This is a genomic window from Clostridium sp. CTA-5, from assembly GCF_054768135.1.
In genome coordinates this window covers 642,089-663,088 of the sequence record NZ_BAAAAT010000002.1, presented here as the reverse complement: position 1 = coordinate 663,088, position 21,000 = coordinate 642,089, and the positions used below count along the sequence as shown (strand labels likewise).

Annotated in this window: 15 protein-coding genes and 1 riboswitch; all 15 genes read left to right on the top strand. The window is 26.6% G+C overall.

What is annotated here, in order from left to right; translation table 11 throughout:
* The first annotated feature begins 306 nt into the window (after nucleotides 1-306).
* The 15 genes from ACYUET_RS07945 to ACYUET_RS07875 all read left to right on the top strand — a co-directional run bounded on the left by ACYUET_RS07945 (nucleotide 307) and on the right by ACYUET_RS07875 (nucleotide 20,777).
* On the top strand, nucleotides 307-684 hold the full coding sequence (locus ACYUET_RS07945; RefSeq protein WP_460278775.1) for a GntR family transcriptional regulator: 378 nt from the start codon (nucleotides 307-309) through the stop codon (nucleotides 682-684).
* A complete protein-coding gene (locus tag ACYUET_RS07940; RefSeq protein WP_460278774.1) occupies nucleotides 684-1,544 on the top strand; it encodes an ABC transporter ATP-binding protein in 861 nt (286 codons plus the stop codon). Before ACYUET_RS07945 ends, ACYUET_RS07940 begins: the two co-directional genes overlap by 1 nt.
* Nucleotides 1,544-2,191, top strand: a complete 648-nt coding sequence (locus ACYUET_RS07935; protein WP_460278773.1) for an ABC-2 transporter permease — start codon at nucleotides 1,544-1,546, stop codon at nucleotides 2,189-2,191. The genes ACYUET_RS07940 and ACYUET_RS07935 overlap by 1 nt, the downstream gene beginning before the upstream one ends.
* 255 nt (nucleotides 2,192-2,446) lie before the next feature.
* Nucleotides 2,447-3,406: a hypothetical protein gene (locus ACYUET_RS07930; protein ID WP_460278772.1), complete on the top strand. Its 960-nt coding sequence runs from the start codon at nucleotides 2,447-2,449 to the stop codon at nucleotides 3,404-3,406.
* A 433-nt stretch (nucleotides 3,407-3,839) separates the two neighbouring features.
* Nucleotides 3,840-3,923: riboswitch (cyclic di-GMP riboswitch) on the top strand.
* Nucleotides 3,924-4,104: 181 nt separating this feature from the next.
* Nucleotides 4,105-4,857 (top strand): prepilin peptidase, encoded by a 753-nt coding sequence (locus tag ACYUET_RS07925; protein WP_460278771.1) that lies wholly within the window; start codon nucleotides 4,105-4,107, stop codon nucleotides 4,855-4,857.
* Between the two features lie 168 nt (nucleotides 4,858-5,025).
* The gene (locus ACYUET_RS07920) at nucleotides 5,026-6,714 is read left to right on the top strand and encodes a GspE/PulE family protein (protein ID WP_460278770.1); all 1,689 of its coding nucleotides are present in this window, start codon (nucleotides 5,026-5,028) and stop codon (nucleotides 6,712-6,714) included.
* A gap of 96 nt (nucleotides 6,715-6,810) precedes the next feature.
* Nucleotides 6,811-8,013, top strand: a complete 1,203-nt coding sequence (locus ACYUET_RS07915) for a type II secretion system F family protein (protein ID WP_460278769.1) — start codon at nucleotides 6,811-6,813, stop codon at nucleotides 8,011-8,013.
* Between the two features lie 247 nt (nucleotides 8,014-8,260).
* Complete coding sequence (locus ACYUET_RS07910) at nucleotides 8,261-8,740, top strand: prepilin-type N-terminal cleavage/methylation domain-containing protein (RefSeq protein WP_460278768.1); 480 nt, start codon at nucleotides 8,261-8,263, stop codon at nucleotides 8,738-8,740.
* A gap of 226 nt (nucleotides 8,741-8,966) precedes the next feature.
* Nucleotides 8,967-10,136 (top strand): pilus assembly protein PilM, encoded by a 1,170-nt coding sequence (pilM, locus tag ACYUET_RS07905; RefSeq protein ID WP_460278767.1) that lies wholly within the window; start codon nucleotides 8,967-8,969, stop codon nucleotides 10,134-10,136.
* Between the two features lie 13 nt (nucleotides 10,137-10,149).
* The gene (locus ACYUET_RS07900; RefSeq protein ID WP_460278766.1) at nucleotides 10,150-10,707 is read left to right on the top strand and encodes a PilN domain-containing protein; all 558 of its coding nucleotides are present in this window, start codon (nucleotides 10,150-10,152) and stop codon (nucleotides 10,705-10,707) included.
* 1 nt (nucleotide 10,708) lies between these two features.
* Nucleotides 10,709-11,986, top strand: coding sequence for a GspMb/PilO family protein (locus ACYUET_RS07895; RefSeq protein WP_460278765.1), 1,278 nt, complete (start codon nucleotides 10,709-10,711; stop codon nucleotides 11,984-11,986).
* A 40-nt stretch (nucleotides 11,987-12,026) separates the two neighbouring features.
* Nucleotides 12,027-12,977, top strand: a complete 951-nt coding sequence (locus ACYUET_RS07890) for a type IV pilus modification PilV family protein (protein WP_460278764.1) — start codon at nucleotides 12,027-12,029, stop codon at nucleotides 12,975-12,977.
* 11 nt (nucleotides 12,978-12,988) lie between these two features.
* Nucleotides 12,989-15,376 carry a polymer-forming cytoskeletal protein gene (locus ACYUET_RS07885; protein ID WP_460278763.1) on the top strand — a complete coding sequence of 796 codons (2,388 nt, stop codon included), beginning with the start codon at nucleotides 12,989-12,991 and terminating at the stop codon, nucleotides 15,374-15,376.
* A gap of 28 nt (nucleotides 15,377-15,404) precedes the next feature.
* Nucleotides 15,405-15,926: a PilW family protein gene (locus ACYUET_RS07880; RefSeq protein WP_460278762.1), complete on the top strand. Its 522-nt coding sequence runs from the start codon at nucleotides 15,405-15,407 to the stop codon at nucleotides 15,924-15,926.
* 48 nt (nucleotides 15,927-15,974) lie between these two features.
* Nucleotides 15,975-20,777, top strand: coding sequence for a DUF5057 domain-containing protein (locus ACYUET_RS07875; protein ID WP_460278761.1), 4,803 nt, complete (start codon nucleotides 15,975-15,977; stop codon nucleotides 20,775-20,777).
* Nucleotides 20,778-21,000 lie beyond the last annotated feature (223 nt).

Below are 21,000 nucleotides of genomic sequence, written 5' to 3'. Positions count from 1 at the left end.
GACATTGCAGTATAGTGAGGAACTTATATAGAAAATTTATGATATATATGCTTCTAACTAGATATTATTAATTAAAGATATAATTTTCTATAAAAATTATATAAAAGATTATAAATGTAATAACTTAATTAGAACATATATATATATTAAAAAGTACATAAGGTACAATCAAAAATAAAATTTTATGTTTTAGGATAAATCTTGTATTATAACAAGGTTTATTTTTTTATCCAACTATTGACTATAGTGTTCATACTGTATATAATACTATATATACAGTATATATACTTTAAGGAGGAAAATTGATTGAAGATATTATTATCTAATAAATCTGATTTACCTATTTATGAGCAGATAAAAACACAAATTAAAGAACAGATAATGTCTGGTAAAATTGCAGAAAATGAATTTTTACCATCAATAAGACAATTAGCTAAGGATTTAGGTATAAGTGTTATAACAACAACTAGAGCATATTCAGATTTAGAGGAAGAAGGATTTATAGCAACTATTAGGGGAAAGGGAAGTTTTGTACTTCCTAAAGATAATGAAATGGTAAAGGAGCAGTATTTAAAACGTATTGAAGAAGCTTTTACTATAGCAATTGAAAATGCAAAATTAGCAAAGATTCCAAACGATGAACTTATTATCATTTTAGAAAATTTGATGGAGGAAGATAAGTAATGAATGCACTTGAAATAAGCAATTTAAATAAAAAGTTTAAAGATTTTAGTTTAGAAAATATAAATTTAAGCTTACCTAAGGGTTATATATTAGGATATGTAGGACAAAATGGGGCAGGAAAGACTACAACTATAAAACTTATTATGCAACAGTTAAAAGCAGATAGTGGAGAAATAAGCATATTTGGAAAAGAGTATAAAGGAAATGAAGCTCTATTCAAAGATATGATTGGATTTGTAGGAGATGAATGTTACTTTCCAACAATTTTTAAAATAAAAGATGTAATTAATACATTAAAAGATTTTTATCCTTCATTTAATAAAGATAAATTTAATCATTATATAGATTTATGGGAATTACCAAAGGATAAAAAGATTAGAGATTTCTCAAAAGGTATGAAAATAAAACTAACATTTGCAAGCATATTTGCTAGAAAAACTAAGTTACTTATATTAGATGAACCAACAAGTGGCCTTGATCCTGTAATTAGAAATGATATTTTAGAGTTACTACAGGAATATATAGAAGATGGTGAAAAGAGCGTATTATTTTCTACACATATTACAAGTGATTTAGAAAAGATAGCTGACTATATATTTTTTATAAATAAAGGAAAGATGATGTTTAATGATACAAAAGACAACATCTTAGAAAAACATTTAGTAGTAAAGGGTGGTATAGAAGATTTAACACCTAATATAAAAGAGAAACTTATAGGATATAAAAAATCAAATGTTGGATTCCAAGGGTTAATATATGCGGATGATAAAAGATATTTAGATGATGAATTATTAATTGAAAAACCATCTATTGAAGAAATAATTGTATTTTATATAAATAAGGAAAAGGAGGAGAAATAATGAATGCTATAAACTATTTAAAGTTTGACTTTAGAATAATAAAAGGAAGTATAAAGTATTACTCATTATTTTTAGTGGCTTTTGCTATATCATTATTTTATTCAGAGAGTAGCCTTAAGGCAATGAGTTACTTATTCTTTGTTTTAATTGTTGTTGCAGTATTACCATTTAGTTCAGAAGGCAATCAAAAAAGTAAAGAAATGTATTATATGTTTCCATCTAAAGTATCAAGTATGGTAATGGGAAGATTTTTATATTTAATAATATTAAATATTATGGTATGGGTTATAGAAATTCTTACAATGATACATTTTTATAATATTGGTTCAATGGATATATCTGAAATTATTTTAATATGTTTTGCAGGAATAATTACTACAATTATGTGTATGATTCAGTATTCAGTTTATTATAAATTTGGAATGGAAAAGGGAAGAGCTATTTTAATGTTAGTATATATGGTTCCAGCATTTTTTATATTCTCATTACCATCTATATTAAAAGAAAAAACAATTCCTAATGATATATTAAATATTATCGTAATTAATAAAGTAATCATAGCTATTGCATCTATTATTATATTAGCAATTGTAGGCAGGATATCATATTCAATATCATGTTCAATTTGTGAAAATAAGGATATATAGATAAAATTATAAAATTAAGGTTAATTTAAGAAATTATTAATATGTATATAACTAAATTTAAGTTATAATAAGCCGATAAATATAATAGATTATTAAATAGTATAAATAGTCCTTAGCTTAAAATAATTACCAGACTAATTAAATTATTGCTAAAACTTATCTAATTTATTAATTGTTTTATATCAAAATAATTATGTTATAAATAATATAAATTGGATAAATTCAATATAGAAGTAGAAACAGGGGGTTAAAAAAATGAAATTAAAAAAGACATTATCAGTTATTATGGCAGCTACTTTATCAATGTTTACAATTGCAGGATGTAGTAGTGAAGCTATGAGTTATTCAAAGGAAATCAACAACTTAGCTAAATGGGAAGCAACAAATTCAGAATTTACAGGGGAAGTTAATATTGAAGCTCAAGGAGAAACAGAAAAGTTAACTTTTACTGGTACAAGCTACAATAAAGGTCAAGATCAAGCATATGTAGAATTTAAATTTAATGATGCAAGTGGAAAAATTAATATTCCAGAATTAAAAATATATATGGATAAAGGTATAACTTACATGAACAAGAGTTACTATGTAAATAGCTTTACTGCAAATGGAGCAGCAGCACCAGCAGGTCTTGCTAATCTACCATATGAATATATAGGAATAGATTCAGGAATGGATATGAATGCCTTAACAGAAATGACAAAATCACCAGATTATTTAGCTAACTTAGGTAAAATGATCTTTGGAGATAATAAGGTTGACTTACCTTTAGTTCAAAATGGAAGAGAATATTCTATTAATATGAATTCAGATGAAATGATTGAATTAGTTTCAAAAGCAGCAAAAGCAATGGCAAGCAACTTAGATTCTAGTAACTCTGGATTAAATTTAGGATTTGATGCTCAAATGATAAAAGATATTCAAAAATCTGTAAATGATCCATCATTCAATGATGCGTTAAATCAAGCTAAAACTTTAATGCAAGGATCAACATTATCTACAAAAGAAACTTTCTCAGATAAAGATTATAAATCAGAAATAAACATGAATTTACAAATAAAAGATGCAGCAAAAATAAGTATAAAAGTAAATACTACAAGTGCTAAAGCTGAAGCAAAGAATATTGAAATTCCAAGTAGTAAAACTACTCTTAAACAAGATGAATTTATGAAATTAATTATGCCACAAGATGTTAATACTAATGCTACAGCAGCTTAATAGAATAAAATATATTTTATAAGCATAAATTAGTAATATAATTTACCTAATTAATAGATTAAATAAGCCACTTTAAAATGGTTAACCATTTTAAAGTGGCTTATTTTTATGATTTAAAAAGCAAATTTCAATTTAGCTTCATATTTATATCATAATATCAATACTGTTTTAAGGGGAAAGATTTGATAAAATCTAAAGTTATGAAGAAATTTTTGAATTGACAATGGATAATTGTTCATTTTCAACTGTCACTTGTTCATTGAAGCGTGGTGTATATATGTTTATATTTAAAAACAATATTGACATTATTATTATTAGAAAATAATATTAGTTTAATAAATATTATTACAATAATAGAAAAAGTTTGATATAATTTATAAATAAAAAGATATTTAATTAAATAATTTTATAAAATATATCTTAATAACTTAATAAGTAAGTTGGAAACTGTGAATAGTTCTCTTAATTTGGGCACCTTGAGAACTAGGAGTTAGTGGTGCAACCCGCCAGCAATTAATTTATTTAATTGGTGGTATTTTTTTATGCCTATTATAAATGGGGTAGGAGGTAGTTGGTTTGTAAAAATGTGATTAATAGAGTGTGTCAACCACTTACGTTCTACTAATTATTAATTAAAGAATATTTGCAGCATAAAAAGTTGACTTTAATTTTGAATTTTAATGAAAGGATGATGAACTTTGGATTATTTATTGATAATTATTATTGGACTAGTTATAGGGAGTTTTTTAAATGTATGTATTTATAGGATTCCAAGAGAAGAATCAATTTCTTATCCACCATCTCACTGCTCAACATGTAATCATAAGTTAAATCCGTTAGATTTAGTACCTATATTTAGCTATATTTTTTTAAAAGGAAAATGCAGATATTGCAAAGATAAAATTTCTCTAAGATATCCATCAATAGAATTATTAAATGCATTATTATATTTATTTATATATGTAAATTATGATTTTACTTTAGACTTTTTTAAATATTGTATTTTTTCATCTCTTTTAATAGTTATAGCAATGATTGATTACAATACACAAGATGTTTATACATCTTCTATTATATTTGGAGGTATTGTTGGCATAGCATTTACAGCACTTGGATATATACTTTACAAAAATGAATTTATGCAACCTATTTTTGGAGCAATAATAGGATTTGGAATTATAGCATTAATTGTCATACTAACAAAAGGTATGGGAGATGGAGATGCAGAAATAGCTTTAATTTGTGGATTATTTTTGGGAGTTAAAGGTGTATTACTTACACTATTTTTAGGAATCATTATAGGAGGAATAATAGCAATAATAATTTTGGCTTTTAAATTAAAAAACTTAAAAGACAGTATGGCATTTGGACCTTGTTTAACAATAGGCGCTTTAATAACTATGTTATGGGGAAATGAAATATTATCAACATATTTATCACTATTTATTTAATTGGGTGTTGATATTTATATAAATTACTTTTTAATTAAGCTAATACATAATAACTTAAAAGTTAAATAAATTTCGGTTATTATATGATTAATATTGAAAAAATATACATAAAAAGATAAAATTGAGATAAAATACAGTATTTATCAAAAGTGATAGGGGGACTGTTTTATGGCTAATGAAAAGAGAAGATTAGGAAATATCCTTGTAAATGCAGGAAAAATAACAGGCTACCAATTACAAGATGCGTTAAAATCTCAAAAAATTCTTGGAAAGAAACTTGGAGAAATACTTGTAGACAGTAACATAATAACTGAAGACGACATAATAGAATCGATAGAACAACAAACTGGTATAAAAAAAGTAGATTTAAATACAATAAATTTTGATAAAAAAGCTATAAGTATCATACCTCAAAATTTATGTAATAAATATATATTAATCCCTTTTGGTTTTGAAAATAACAAAATAAAAGTAGCACTTGCAGATCCATTAAATATATTTGCTATAGATGATGTTGCTATATCTACAGGCTTTGAAATAGAATCCTTTATAGCAAAGAAAGATGATATTAAAAAGTTCATAGAAATATATTATAGTAGTCAACAAGTTAGCATGGCAGCTATGCAACTTTCACAAGAAAGTAGCAAATATAAAAATGTAAATATAAATGTAGAAGATGTAGATGATGTTAAAAATGCACCCGTTGTTAAAATGGTTGATTATTTGTTTAAAAATTCAATAGAGATGAAGGCATCAGATATTCATATAGAACCGTTTGAATATGAAATAAGAATAAGATATAGAATAGATGGACAATTACAGACAGTTAATGTTCTTAATATAGACAGTTTGGGACCATTGGTTACAAGAATAAAAATACTTGCAGGATTAAATATAGCTGAAAAAAGAATTCCACAAGACGGAAGAATAATGGTTAAGGTTGGTGGAAAAGATGTAGACCTTAGAGTTTCAGTACTTCCAGTAGTTTATGGAGAAAAAATTGTTATAAGAATTTTAAATACGTCTAATTATAATGTTGGTAAAGAGAAACTTGGAATAAGTGAAAAGAATCTTGAAAAATTAAATAGAATAATAACTAATCCTCATGGAATAGTTTTAGTTACAGGTCCAACAGGAAGTGGAAAATCCACAACTTTATACACAGTTTTAAATGAATTGAATTCAAATGATGTGAATATAGTAACAATTGAAGATCCAGTTGAATATACATTAGCTGGTGTAAATCAAGTAAATGTAAATGTAAAAGCTGGTCTTACATTTGCAAATGGTTTAAGAAGTATATTGAGACAAGACCCAGATATAGTTATGATTGGGGAAATTAGAGATAATGAAACTGCTGAAATAGCAACAAAAGCAGCAATTACAGGACATTTAGTATTAAGTACATTACATACAAATGATGCACCATCTTCAATAATAAGACTTATAGATATGGGGATAAAACCTTATTTAGTTGCAACATCTGTTGTTGGGATAATGGCACAAAGATTGGTAAGAAAAATATGCACTAAATGTAAGGAATCATATAAAGCTAATCAATACGAAAAAGAAATACTTAAAGTAGATAAAGATAAGCCTTTAACTCTGTATAAGGGAAAAGGGTGTGGATATTGTAATAACACTGGGTATTCAGGAAGAATAGGCGTTTATGAAATTATGGAGATAACAAGAAGACATAGAGAAGCTATAAATGCAGGATCAAATTCAGACATACTTAGAGATATTTCAGTCACAAATGGAATGACAACTTTAGGGAATGAATGTAGTGAATTGGTGATTAAAGGCGTAACCACAATGACTGAACTTGCAACAATAACACTTATAAATGAAGATTAAGGGGCCAATTCGCCCTTATACTACAATACAACATTCGCTTAAAATATGGTAAAAGTAGACTGAATTAGAATTATTTAGGGGGGGTGCACAGATAGTATGGGAAGTTATAAATATAGAGCAATGAATTCGGATGGGGAAAAAATTGAGGGAACTCATGAAGCTGATTCTGAAGGAGAAGTTATTGAATTTATTTCATCAAATGGATTTTACCCCTTAAAGGTAGAGGAGATAATTGAAAGTAAAAATATTGAGATTAACCTTAATAATAAAGTAAAGATAAAGGATATTTCTGTTTTTTGTAGACAATTTTACACGATGTTAAATGCAGGAGTACCAATACTAACTTGTTTAAATATCTTAACTAATCAGACGGAGAATAAGAAGTTAAAGGAGACATTAAAAGAGGTTGAGGATGATGTTGAAAAGGGTGGAATATTGTCAGATGCTATGAAAAAGCATAAAGAGGTTTTTCCTGAACTTTTGACAAGTTTAGTAGCAGCAGGGGAGGCTAGTGGTACTTTAGATAGCATAATGCTTAGACTGGCAAATCATTATGAAAAGGAAAATAAGATTAATAATAAGGTTAAAAATGCAATGATTTATCCTGTTATATTAAGTTTTGTAGCACTTGGAGCGGTAATATTTATTTTAACTTATGTAATGCCAACTTTCGTTACAGTATTTGAAGGAACAGGAACAAAACTTCCATGGAGTACTAGATTTTTACTGTGGACAAGTTCATCTTTAACTGAACACTGGTTTGGAATATTACTTGCAATAATAGGAATTGTTATTGCACTGAAATATTATTTTAAAACAGAAAAAGGTTTAATTGCATCAAGCAAGTTGAAGCTTAAATTTCCAGTACTAAGGAAACTTAATGAAATGATTATAGTATCCAGATTTACAAGAACATTATCTACATTATTATCAAGTGGATTACCATTAGTACAGTCACTACAAATTGTTACAGGGGTTGTAGAAAACAAACTAGCTCAAGATGTTTTATCTAAGGTTAAAGAAAAAGTAGTTAGAGGAGATCCATTAAATACTTCTTTAAAAGAAACTAACTTTTTTCCTCAAATGCTTTATTCAATGATTAAGATAGGGGAAGAAACAGGATCACTTGATGACATTTTAAACAAGACAGCAGATTTCTATGATGAAGAGCTAGAGACGAGAATTCAAGCTACGGTTTCTTTAATGGAACCTATATTAATAGTGATAATGGGACTTGTAATAGGATTTATAATAATTTCAATAATGATTCCAATGTTTGATAGTTATAATAAAATTTAAAGCTGTTCTTTAATTAAGGTTACTATTTTAGTGTAAAGCTCATGGACAGAGGAATTTACTTTAAGAACTCCAAAAATAAAGATTAGTCCAATTAATGCATGCTCCCAATTAAAGATTAAGGACAAGCAATTAATTGTACAAATCTTCATTAGGAGATTCTAAAAAGCAAATTCCAATGCCAGTTCGCCCTTATACTAAAATATAAACATAAAACAAGAATATAGCTAAATTATGGGGGGATTTTTTCATGAACAGATCATTAATTAAACCAATCAACAATCAAATCTCAAAGAAAAAGAAGAAAGGATTTACACTTGTAGAACTTATCATTGTTATTGCAATCATTGCTATCTTAGCGGCTATTGCTATTCCTAAGTTTGGACAAGTTAGACAAGATGCAAAAGTAAGTAATGACATAGCAACAGCTAAGAATATTCAATCAGCTGCTGCTATGTTAATTGGAAATGAAACTATTGCAGAAAGTGGATTTGCAACTGCAAAGCCAGTAACACAAGATATATTAGACAGAATTGATGGACAAAAAACTCCAATGGCTGATAACGTAACAGAGAAAAAGTTTTACGTTCAAGTTATTGATGGTGATGTAATTGTTACAGTAGATAAATATCAATTAGCTCCTCAATTAAGTGAGAAGAAAGATGATAATCATCTAGCTACTAAAGATTATGGAAAAAAAGTAGCAGAAAAACCAGCATCACAAAACTAAATAAAACTACAACAAAGTGTAAAGCTTAAATTTTAGGCTTTACACTTTACTCTATTAGCAACTATTAATTGAAATTGACAATGGAGAATGGACAATTGACAATTTGGGATGAAATCACAAAGTGATTTCTAATATATTTTTTTAAAGAAAGCGAAAGGCTTTCCACCATAATTGTTCATTGTCAACTGTCCATTGTCAATTAAAAAAGGGAAGGGAATTAAAAAAGATGGACAAATTAAATTTTGATTTTAGTAAGATAAAGGATTTTATGAATCTTGATGTTAAGGATTTGAAAATTAAGTTATTAAAGGGTACTAATAATATAAAAAAGAACTCCCTTAAAAAGAGAGAAAAGAAGAGAAAAGTTGTGGCTTTTGATATGGGGAGTAAGAGTATAAAGATTACGGAAGGAACTTATTATAAAGGTAACTTAACAATTGATAAGTTTATAGAGTTTCCTACCCCAGAAGGTGCTATTATTGATGGTTTTATAGAAAAACGTGAGCTACTTGTTACTGAATTAGGGAAAGTTTTAAAACAAAATGGTATAAGTGCTAAAGAAGCTACTTGTACTAATAATTCCTCTTTAATTATTAATAGAGAGCTTATGATTCCAGAAGTTCAGGAGGATGAATTAGAAACTGTTGTAAGATATGAAATTCAGCAATACTTACCTATAAATTTAGATGATTATATATTGCAAATTACATTAATAGGAGAAGAATTTTCGGATTCAGGAAAGAAATTAGAAATTAGAGCAATTGCTTATCCTGAAAAGATGGCAAGGGGATATTATGATTTTTTAAAGGCATTAAATTTAAAACCTTTTGCATTAGATGTTAACTATAATGCAGTAAATAAGTTGATTAATTATATAGATGTCATTAATCAACATCAATACAAAAAGGATGATTCAGTTGCTTTTATTGATATGGGTGCAACTACTTTAGACGTTAATATTTATAATAAAGGAATTTTAAAATTTACTAGAATAATAAAAACTGGTGGAGTTTATCTTGATGAAATCTTATATGAAAGCGGCAATATTCCACTTGAGGAGATACAGGATTTTAAGATAAGCTGTATAGATTTAGAAAAAGAAGATTTAAATCCTCAAAATGAATTGATAAAGAGTACTTTAGATGAATGGATTGATAAGATAGAAAAAATAATAGGATTTTATAAGAGTAAAAATTTTGGAGATGAAGTGGATAAGGTTTTTATTCATGGAGGAACATCAAGGCTTAAAGGCCTAGAAGAGTATATGACATTAAAGCTTGGAATAGAAACAATAAAGGTAAAAGAACTTCCACAAATAACTTTAAATTCTAATAATGATAGTCCTAAGAATATAGATAAGTTTGTTAATGTTATAGGTTCACTTATAAGGCTATAGGGGGAAGAAGATAATGAGAGATATAAACTTTTTTAGTAAATATCAAAGACAAAATAATCAAAAAAAAGATTCATTGATTTATGTCTATAAGTTAGCAGCCTTAGTGGGAGCTATTATAGTTATTTCTTTAGGTGTAAATACATTTAGAATATTTTCATTAAACAAAAGTATAGAATCTTATAATGAAAAGTTAAATGCATCTGATATTCAAGAAAAACTTAATGAAGCAGAAAAAATAAATTCTAAGATAGATGTATTATCTAAATATGATTCTACATTAAGTGAGTTATCTAGTGTGATTTCAAAAAGAGATAATGTATCAGATAAATTATTAAATGATATATGTTCAACTATTCCAACGGATGTATCATTTAAAAACTTAGAGATAAATAATGATGTTTTAACTCTACAAGGGGTATCAAAATCAAGAGAAGCAGTGGGTGAAATGCAGCATAATTTAAAAAATTTAGATGTAATTAGAGAAGCTTTTGTTAATTCATTAGATATTGGTGGTTCTGTAGAGGGAGAATACTCCTTTGATATAAAATGCGTAATAAGGGGTGTTAATTAATATGAAGATAAGTAAAAGAGAAAAGATGATGCTATGTATATTAGGGATTGTATTAATTAGTATTCTTTATTATCAATTTATATATTTAAAACAAACTTCAAAGATAGCTGATAAGAGTAATAAAAAGAATGAGATTGAAGAAAAATATAATAATTCTATAAATACAATTAACGCTTTAGATAAAAGGAAAAGTGATATTAAGGTATTGGACACAAAAGTAAAGGATAAATCCTCTCTATTTTTCCCAACAATAAGTCAAGAACATATAATTTTAGAACTAGATCAATTACTTAAAAAGAATGGATTAGATGGTGGATTTAATTTTAAACCTATAGCTGTTGAAGGAGTAGAATCTTCGGAAAAGACACAAGAAAATTTAAAAGAAAGTTCATTACAATCAATGGTTGATAATTATAATGCAATAGATAAAAGTTCTAATGAGAATAGTAAAAATAATCAAAGTGGAGAAACACAAGTTTCTTCAATTAATGCTGAAACTAAAGAGAAGAAATCACAAAAAAGTGAAGGTGATTCAAATAAATCTAATGATTCTAAGAAAACATCAATAGAGCAAATTAAATTAGAACTTAATTTTAATGGAAGTTATGCACAATTAAATAGTTTTTTAAATTCAATCAGATCATATAATAGAAAAATTGTGGTTAATTCTATATCAATAAATCAAAAAAGTTTAGATCAGATAAGTGGAACTATGAATCTTGAAATATATGCAATTCCAAAGATACATGATGACTTAGAAGAATATTTAAAATGGAGTTTAAATAATACTTATGGAAAGAATGACCCATTTAGTGGTGGTGTGGCAGGAAATAGTATAGTTTCTAAAGATGAAAAAACTAGTGATTTTATTATGTCATCAAAATCAAACACTTCTGTTTTACCAACAGTTATGATAGGAAAAAGTAATGATAGTTTGAGAACTTCTTATGTATATGCAGACAGCAATAATCAAGAAGAAATTGAAATTGTGTTAACAAAAAATCATGATAAATATTATTATAAATACAAGACAACAAATGAATCATATCCATCTCAATATGGAGGATTTGGAATAGAATTTATCCCTGTATCAGACAATATTGTTATAGATGTTTTAAGTGAAAGTAGAGTAACTTCAAATGATAAATCTGGAGTGAAAATAAATATTAAAAATAATACAGACAAGCTAATAAAAGTAGAAATAAGTGGTGATGATACTAAAGATCCAAGAGTAGTAGTAAATGGAGATGGCAAAAACATAAGTGTGGGTAATAAGTAGAATAATAAGGATATCCTAAATAAGTAGGTGAAGATTTAGATTGAATATTAAGAAGAAACAGAGAGGTTTTACTTTAATAGAGATAATAATAGCATTTGCTTTATTTGCGATAATGATGGGTGGAATATATGGGATTGTTTTATCTGCTATGAATAATAATAAAGCTGGTGAGGTTAAGCAACAGGCAGCTTTGTATGGACAAGAAGTATTTGAAGAATTTAAGTGTGGAGATATAACTAAGACTGAGACTAACAGTATTATGTTATCTAATAATATAGTTTTACAACCTGTAGGAGAATCTAATTATGAAGGTGAAGGATATTTAGATAAGGACAATAAGTATTATGCAAAGATTACAGTAAAGAAAAATGATTCAATAACTCTTGATAAAGATATAAAAGCAGGAGATGGATCAGGAAAAGAAGAGCCAAAAGAGAAAACTATTAAGACTTGTGATTTTAATATAGCTTTAAGTGGAGAAAGTAGTCCTATAAAAGTAAAAGAAGGTAAATCAAATATTGGTAACTTAGAATATAATACTGAAGTAAATGAAAATTTAAAGTTAATTATAAACACTAAGACAAAAGATGATGAAAAGGTAGTAGTTATTAAAGATAAAAATAATAAAGAAATTTTAACTGCTAAAAGTGGCATAGAAAAAGATAATGATAAAGATAATTCAATAAGGTTGAACTTTAATTTTGAAGAATACAAAGTAAAAAGCAAAGTAGATGATAAATATAAAAAAGTAGAAATAAATGTGTTTAATCAAGATGATATAGGTTTAAATATAGTTTTAAAAAAATCAGAAAAGGTAGATGTAGAAGTAAATAATAAATTAGGGAAAGTTAGAGTTTATGATAATCGTGTAGAAAATGATGAATCAGTTAAACTTGGACAATTATATGATATAACAGTTGAAATAAAGAAAAATAAAGAAGATGCTTCGATATTTGCTGGACATAGTAGCCAAAATATTAATATTAAGTAGGCGGTGATTAAATGAGAAAGAAAAAGAAAGGATCTAGTTTAATTACTGTAGTTATCATCTTTAGCATTTTAATTACGGTAGGCACAGCTATGTTATCAATGACTGTTGGTGACTACAAGATGAGGGTTAAAGAAAGTAAAAATATAGAGAATTTATATGGATCAGAATCTGGATTAGACGTTGCCTACGATATAACTGTAAAAACTTTTGAGGCAGCTGTTCAATATGGAAATAAAGAAGTACAAGCACTTAAAAGTAAGGATGGAAATCCAGATAGTCCTAATGATGCTAAGTATAAGGATTATCAAGAACAAATTTATTATTGGAAACATTACAATGATGGCAAAGATGAAACACATAAAAAAGGCAGAAAAGAAATTAAAGAAGAGATAGAAAAGATCAAGAAAAACATTGAAATTCTTATTAATGAAGAATTTAGAAGGACTTTTAAAAATTTTATATATGTAAATAAGGATAATTTAGAAAATAGTAATGAGTATAAGCCTAACAAGCTTAAAGAATCAATAGAAAAAGGAATATATGTTGATAGTGTTAATGGAATAAAAAAAGAGGATTTATCTTATAAAGAGGTAGAGTTAAATTCACAAGAAAATAAACCAGAACTTGTTGTTGATGAGATTTCTGATCCTGAAAATAAAGAAGAAAATGAAAAAAAACAAGAGGTATATACATTAAAAATAACATCAACATTTGAAACTCAAAAAGGTAATGTAGATGTAATTGGAACTAATATGAGAAAGATTCAAACAACTTACAATATGGTAGTTCCTAATTATAAAGATGTAGCTTTTTCAGAAAGTGTTTCAGAAGTAGAAAACAATACTCCTTTGAATAATAAAGCAATAATTATTGAAAAAGATATGAAAATAGAAGGAAATAGTAAACTTAATCTAGATGGAGATATATTTGTTTGGGGAGAGGATAATAAAACAGATAATAAATATAGTAATAAAGTTTATGATAAATATAAAGGCGGAATAAACTTAGAAAATTGTACAGCAAATTTTAATGGGGAAGTAGTTACAGGAAGAACATTTAACATTGGAAGTAATGCACATTCGACTGTTAGTGGAAATTTATATGCTATGAATGTTTATGCCGGAAAACCTAATGGAGATATGGCAGAAAATTCGAACTTAACTGTAAAGTCACCAGAATTAGATAAAGAAAAGAAGACTAATCTAAATAAAGAATCTAAGGATGATGGACAAGTAGTAATTGATAATGATATTACTTTAAAAGCTAAGAATACTCAGATTACAATAGAAAATTTTTATGGAATCAATGACAAGAACACTAAATATGGTGATACATTACATGGATCTCAAAATGGAACAAAAGAAAGGACATCTAGTAGCATTATAGTTAATGGAGATGAAAAGTCAAATGTTATTATTAATAAGAAAGCTTATATTATGGGAGTAGCTAATATTAATACAACTCCAGAATATCAAACAGGAGAATCTACTGGGGTTAAGGGGAATTATATAGCTTATGGAGAAGCTCTAGATTATAATGATAAGTTTGATTATTATAACCCATTACAATTATTAGATGAAGAAAATATTTTAAAAAAGAGCAAACGTTTTGTAGATTACTGGAAAGGTAAATTAGAAGAAAAAAATACAGGTGGAATTCAATTACCTGAGCAGACTTATTCAGTAGGAGCAATTGTATATAAAGATAAATCAGGAAATATTCAGCTTAAAGATAGTAGTTATAATTTAGATAAAAATAATATAGATGATATAAATACTGTAATACCTAAAAAGCAAATAGAGTATGCTTCAAAAGTATATGCAATAGGAAAAAATGTAGGAAGTAATTGGTATGACACTTTAGGAAAACTAAGTAGTCCTATTGGATATTTTATGAAATTAGAAAATATTCCTGTAGATTATGATTTAGATAGTCAAGAATTAAATAATGAAAAAGCTATATTTAATAAAGATAATAACAAGACAATAATAATTAAGGGTAAGAATGCATCTGAAGCTTATGATAATAATTCTGGGGAGAGTACAGAAAAAGAAATAGTTATTGATGCAACTAATGGTGATGTAAATGCAATTATAGCAACTAAAGGAGATGTCATTATTGACGGAAAAGTTGATTTTAATGGTAGTATAATTGCTGAAGGAAACTTAAAAATTCAGGGGAATCAAGAAAAGAATATAAAATATGATAAAGATTTGTGTGACAGGATTAAAGCTTCAAATGTTGAACTTTTCGATTCTGTATTTATAGATTCAATTTATAATGAAAAATCGTCAGAAAATGGAGGTAGTGCTAATTCTAATTTTAATGATAAAAATTTAGATGTTCAATATGATTTAAATAAGTTTTTAAAGACTAAGCTTTGGAAAATTATAAAGTAGTACTAATAAATTGGAGGTGGATTTAATATTGAATAAAAAGAAAAGTGGTTTTACTTTACTTGAGTTGATAATAGTTATGGCTTTAACACTTGTTATATTGGGAATGGTATTTCAAATGTTTAATACTAATAATAGAATCATTTCTGATGTTGATATTAAATCCACCTTACAAACAGAAGGACAAGCAATTGAAGAAAAATTAAGCAAAATAGGAATGCAAGCAAGTAGTATAAGTTGCGATAAAAATGATAATACACAAGTAATATCAATGGAATCATTAAATTCATCAGGTGAAGAATGTGAATTTAAAATAAAAAAACAAGTTAGGGAACTTTATATAATTGAATACAAAAATAATAATGGTAAAGACAAGGATAAAGAAAAAATTAGTGAAAAATTACTTACAAATAATTTAGAGAAAATTAATGTATTATCCAAGGATGATACATCTGCTCAAATAGAAATTATATTATCTAAAAAGAAAGGTTATAGTGATATAACATATCCAGTAAATATTAAATTTACATTTAGAAATAAAGAAAAAGAATGATTTTTTTAATGTATGAATTGGAAATATATAAGAAAGGGGGAAATGTGAGTGAATTTTAATTTGGAACATAACAAGAAGAAGTATAGAATATTGACTATTTTTATAACAATAATATTTATATTAAGCACTATTTTACCTGTTAGTGTTAATGCAATAAATAATGAGAAAGTAGTACCAGAAATTAAAGTAACTTATGAAGGAATGGAACCATCAAATCCTAAGGTTGGTCAAGATTTTAAAGTTAGATATAGAGTAGATCCACAAGCTTTTTATTATGAAGATTCTAAGCCGAAGGAAATAGTTTTAGTTTTAGATACGTCTCGTAGTATGGAAGATAAAATAAATCAATTGTGTAAAGATTATGATCAACAGTATTATTGGTGTGATAATTGTAATAAATACTTAAATACAACTGCTGATGAACATAGGAATGAACAACCATATATTAATCATAGAGTAGAGTGGGATGGATATAGATATGAATACTATTGTTATAATTGTAGACAATATGTTAATGCAAATCACAAGAATGAATATCCATATTATTATGATTCAATTAGGGATACAAAATATTGCAAAGAACATAATACAAGTAATGATCATTATACCACCAAAATATATGAACTAAAAAAAGCAGCAAAAAACTTTCTTGATTCACTAACATCTATTTCAACAGATGGACAAACACCTAAGGTAAAAAATTTAAAGATAGGAATAGTAACCTATAATAATAGTGGATATATTAATCAAAGTTTAGTTGAAGTAACTAATTATGATAGTAAGAATCAATATAATATAAACTATCTTAAAGATATTATAGATAATTTAAAATCTGATGGTGGAACTAACACTGGTGATGGATTAAGAAAGGGTGCATATTTATTAGACCAATCAAATAGAGCAGATAAGACAGTAATATTTATGGGAGATGGAGAACCTACTTATTATTCAACTGATCGGAGAGGAAATTATTATACAAGATTAGACGATAGAAATCCAGGAACAACAGGGTGGGGTTCTTCAGAACCTTATTTACAGGGAACAGGAAATTCAGATTATGACGGAAAATGTTTAGGGTATGCTAAAACTATAGGTGGATTAATAAAGGAAAAAAAATATAATGTTTTCTCTATAGGATATGGACTTGGAGATGAATATAGTAGTTCTAATCAAAAAATGAAAGAAATACATGAGTCCATGGGAGGGGTTAGCTCAGAAGCAGATAGTACATTTTTCCCCACTGATGAAGGTGCTATAGATAGAGTATTTCAACAAATTGCAGATAAGATAATAAGAACTTCATTTGATGATGTTAAATTAAATCTTAATTTGAGTGATAATATAACCGTAGTAAGTGGATTTGAAAGTATTAATGGAAGTAATGGGGTAGTAAAAATAGATCCAATAATATATACAAAGGATGAAAATAATAATTATACTGCGCCTAGTCAGGTTGTTGAATTTACTGTTAGGGCAGATAAAGAGGGAGAATTTTCTTTATTTAAAGAAGGAAGTAAAGTAAGTTATACAGATATTAATGGGAATGTAAAAGAAATAAATATAGATTCTCCTACTGTTAAAATAGAACGATATGAACAAACAAATAAAGAAATAAGGGTTTTAGAAGTTGAGCCAGCTGATAGTTTTAAATTAAATATTGGTGGTAATAATAAAACAGGAATAGAGACAACACAAAGAAACGGATATGAAATAATAGTTGAGCATATGCCTATGCCAGAGTTTATAGGCAAGAAAAATGAATTAAATGGTAAGTATGATGCTATAGTTATTGGTAGATATGTAGACAATAGGATTGAAAATAATGGGTATCAGTTTAATGATTATAATGGATTGGAAAATGATATTACTAATTTAAAGGCAGAAGAAATTAAAGATTTTATAAATTCTGCTCAATTAGTATATTTGGATAATAGTATAAGTAATGCTAATGCTAGAAAATTAAATAAACTTTGGAGCGATTGTTGGAATCAAACTACTGATAATTTAATTAAAGATATGAGTGTAAATGATTATTACAATTATTATAATAATGAAATTACACTTGATAAAGTTATAAATAAATATATAGAAAGAGTTACTGAAAATCTAAAAGTTAAGAGACCTAAGTTACTTGTATCAGAAAAACCAGTTGGTGATAGCAAAGATGATAATTTAGGTGATGTTAATAAACGAAAAATGAAATTTAAAATAAATTTAAATGATATTGAAGATGAAGAGGTAACATTAAAGTTATATTTAGATATTAATGGTGATGGATTATTCAAAGAAGAAGAAGCAGTAAAAGTTATGGATAAGGTGAAGATTATAAATGGAAGTTATAGTTTTGATTATAATTTTTATAACGATTATCCTGAATTTATAGGTTATTTAGATTGGCGTATAGAAGTAAGTAAACCTAATGTTTCAGGGTTTAATAATCCTATTATTTCTTATGCTGATGGAAATATATTATTTAGAAGAGTAGAAAAACAAAAAAGGAAGATGAAAGTTTTACAGGTATCACCTTATAGTAGATATGAATTAAGAGATGATAAAAGTAAAAACTTGAATTTAGCTGAAAATAGAGAATTTCAAGAGTTATTAAATGAATTAAAAGATTATGATATAAAAGTAGATGTAATCAGTTATGAAGATTTTTATCAAGGACATTTTAAAGGAACTGGAAGAGATTCACTTAAAAAAAGTGATTATGATATTGTTATAGCTGGTTTTTCAGATTGTTATAGTGATAAGATGAATCAGAGAGCATTAGATGAAATTAAAGATTATATAAAAGTTGGACAAGGGTTAATGCTTACTCATGATACATTATGGTATAAATTAGAGGATATTAGAAGTTCGGATAAATTTATAAAGCAATTTAGGGACTGTATTGGACAATCTAGGTATAGAGATGAGGAATTTAATATAAATGAATATGATATTGATGGAGTAAATAAGATACCTCATGATAAAGATAAACCATATGGAAATTCAAAAGAAGCAATAGGAAGTACTTTATGGGCTAGAAAATCTGATACTGATGTTAATAATAGTAATAGTACTGAAGTGTATAGAGTAAATAAATCATTAATAACTAATTATCCTTTTGAATTAGGTGAAACAATAAGAGTTAGAAGAACTCATGGTCAGTATTTACAATTGAATCTTGAAGATGAAAATGTAATTCCATGGTTTACATTAACTGATAATAATAAAAATAATAATGATGGCAATACGCCATATGGAGGAACCAATTCAGTACATGTTGCTAATAAATATGATCCAAGAAATAATTTTTACACTTATTCTAAAGGAAATATAACTTTTTCAGGAACAGGAGAAAATTCTAGAGAAGATTGTCAATATCCAAGATCAGAATTAAAGTTATTTGTAAATACAATAGTAAAAGCTGAAAGAGGTGCTAATCATAAACCTACAATTACAGCTTTAGAAAATATAAATGAAATCCCAGGTAACAAGGATTTGAACTTTAAGGCAATAGTAAAAGATATTGATGGGGATAAAGTTAAAATAAATAGTATTAAAGTAAAGCTAGAAAAAGATGATGATGATAAATATGAGGATATAAGTAATTATAATAGTTTACCAAGTAAATTGAAATCTCAAGGGTCATCATTTGATTTGAAAATTCCTAGTAGATATTTTAATGATAGGGTTAATAAAGACGTAAGTATTGAAATAGTAGCAGAAGATGAAAAAGGAGCTCAACGTATAAAAGAGTATACAGTAGTTCCAACATTAGAAGCATTATTGGTAGCTGAAGATAAAAAAGTTCAAGTTTTAACAGGAGATCAAATAGATTTTAAAATACCATTAGAAAGAAAAAATGATAATTCATCTGATAAAATTACAGATGTAGAGCTTAAAAATATTGAATATAATTCACAAAATGTTCAAAATGATAGTAAGGATATAAAAGTAGAGAAGGAAAATAATGAGTATTATTTAGTCGGAGGGTTAATTCCACTTAGGCAACTTGCTGGAGAAAAAATAAATATAACACTTGGTTATAAAAGTAATGGTGATCCTAAAGAGTGCAATGTTAAGGTTGTAGTTGATAGCAAGGATGGTGAAGTTAAATTAATACTTCAGGATTCTAGAGGAAATCCATTAAATACAGATGCAGAGGTTACATTGAGTAATAAGGATGGATTTAATTCTAAAGTAACTGTTCAGAAAGCTTTAGAATCAAGATATACTTGGCCCAAAGATTTAAATGATGAAAAAATAAAATCAAGTGAATATAAGATTGGTTTAAATAATTATAGTGAGAATCAATATAGTATATCTACTGATAGAACCAATACAGAGGAACAAAATAAAGGATCTTTTAAAATGGATTTTGATAATTCAAAAATTGAGATGACTATTAAAATTAATATTAATTATACGGAAATAGTTCATGGTATATATAAAGGTTCCCAAAATAATAATTCTATATCTATAAATAGTATAGATACTAATACTTTGAAAAATACTTTTGCTAAAGATTCGATTGTTCCTATGGGAGCATATATTTTAGATTACCAGCCAGGTAGTAATATAAATCTTAATATACAAGATGGAAGTATTGTTGGAGATGTTAAAGTTTATATATTAGGATCAGATAGAGTAAAAGATATTGGAGAAATGAGTAAGATTGATGATAAGAACTATACATTTGCATTTAATGATGGTTCGCAGACAGACTATAATATATTTATTTTATACAACCGAAGATTACCTAATAAGGAAGGGAAGTATCAAAATGAATTGAAGGTTGATAATTGCCCTGAGAGTAGGGTAACATTGAGCGTAGGGGAAATAGAGCTTCCAGAATTATTTTAAATCAAATTGTATCTTTACTAAATATAATATTTATAAACACTATTTTTAAATATATATTAAAGAAAATAGCTTTAGATTAAGGTTTCAATTAATCTAAAGCTATTTTTCTTATATGTTTTAAGATAAATACTTTATTTTATTCTTGTAAATATTTACAATTAAGTTGAATGTATACAAATAAATGTTTATATTATAATATAAGGGGATTGGTTGTAAAATTATA

What these genes read in the sequence shown, in the direction of transcription:
- ACYUET_RS07940 (WP_460278774.1), top strand. Translation starts at nt 684, where the DNA reads ATGAATGCACTTGAAATAAGCAATTTAAATAAAAAGTTTAAAGATTTT.
- ACYUET_RS07935 (WP_460278773.1), top strand. Translation starts at nt 1,544, where the DNA reads ATGAATGCTATAAACTATTTAAAGTTTGACTTTAGAATAATAAAAGGA.
- ACYUET_RS07930 (WP_460278772.1), top strand. Translation starts at nt 2,447, where the DNA reads ATGAAATTAAAAAAGACATTATCAGTTATTATGGCAGCTACTTTATCA.
- ACYUET_RS07920 (WP_460278770.1), top strand. Translation starts at nt 5,026, where the DNA reads ATGGCTAATGAAAAGAGAAGATTAGGAAATATCCTTGTAAATGCAGGA.
- ACYUET_RS07915 (WP_460278769.1), top strand. Translation starts at nt 6,811, where the DNA reads ATGGGAAGTTATAAATATAGAGCAATGAATTCGGATGGGGAAAAAATT.
- ACYUET_RS07910 (WP_460278768.1), top strand. Translation starts at nt 8,261, where the DNA reads ATGAACAGATCATTAATTAAACCAATCAACAATCAAATCTCAAAGAAA.
- pilM (WP_460278767.1), top strand. Translation starts at nt 8,967, where the DNA reads ATGGACAAATTAAATTTTGATTTTAGTAAGATAAAGGATTTTATGAAT.
- ACYUET_RS07900 (WP_460278766.1), top strand. Translation starts at nt 10,150, where the DNA reads ATGAGAGATATAAACTTTTTTAGTAAATATCAAAGACAAAATAATCAA.
- ACYUET_RS07895 (WP_460278765.1), top strand. Translation starts at nt 10,709, where the DNA reads ATGAAGATAAGTAAAAGAGAAAAGATGATGCTATGTATATTAGGGATT.
- ACYUET_RS07885 (WP_460278763.1), top strand. Translation starts at nt 12,989, where the DNA reads ATGAGAAAGAAAAAGAAAGGATCTAGTTTAATTACTGTAGTTATCATC.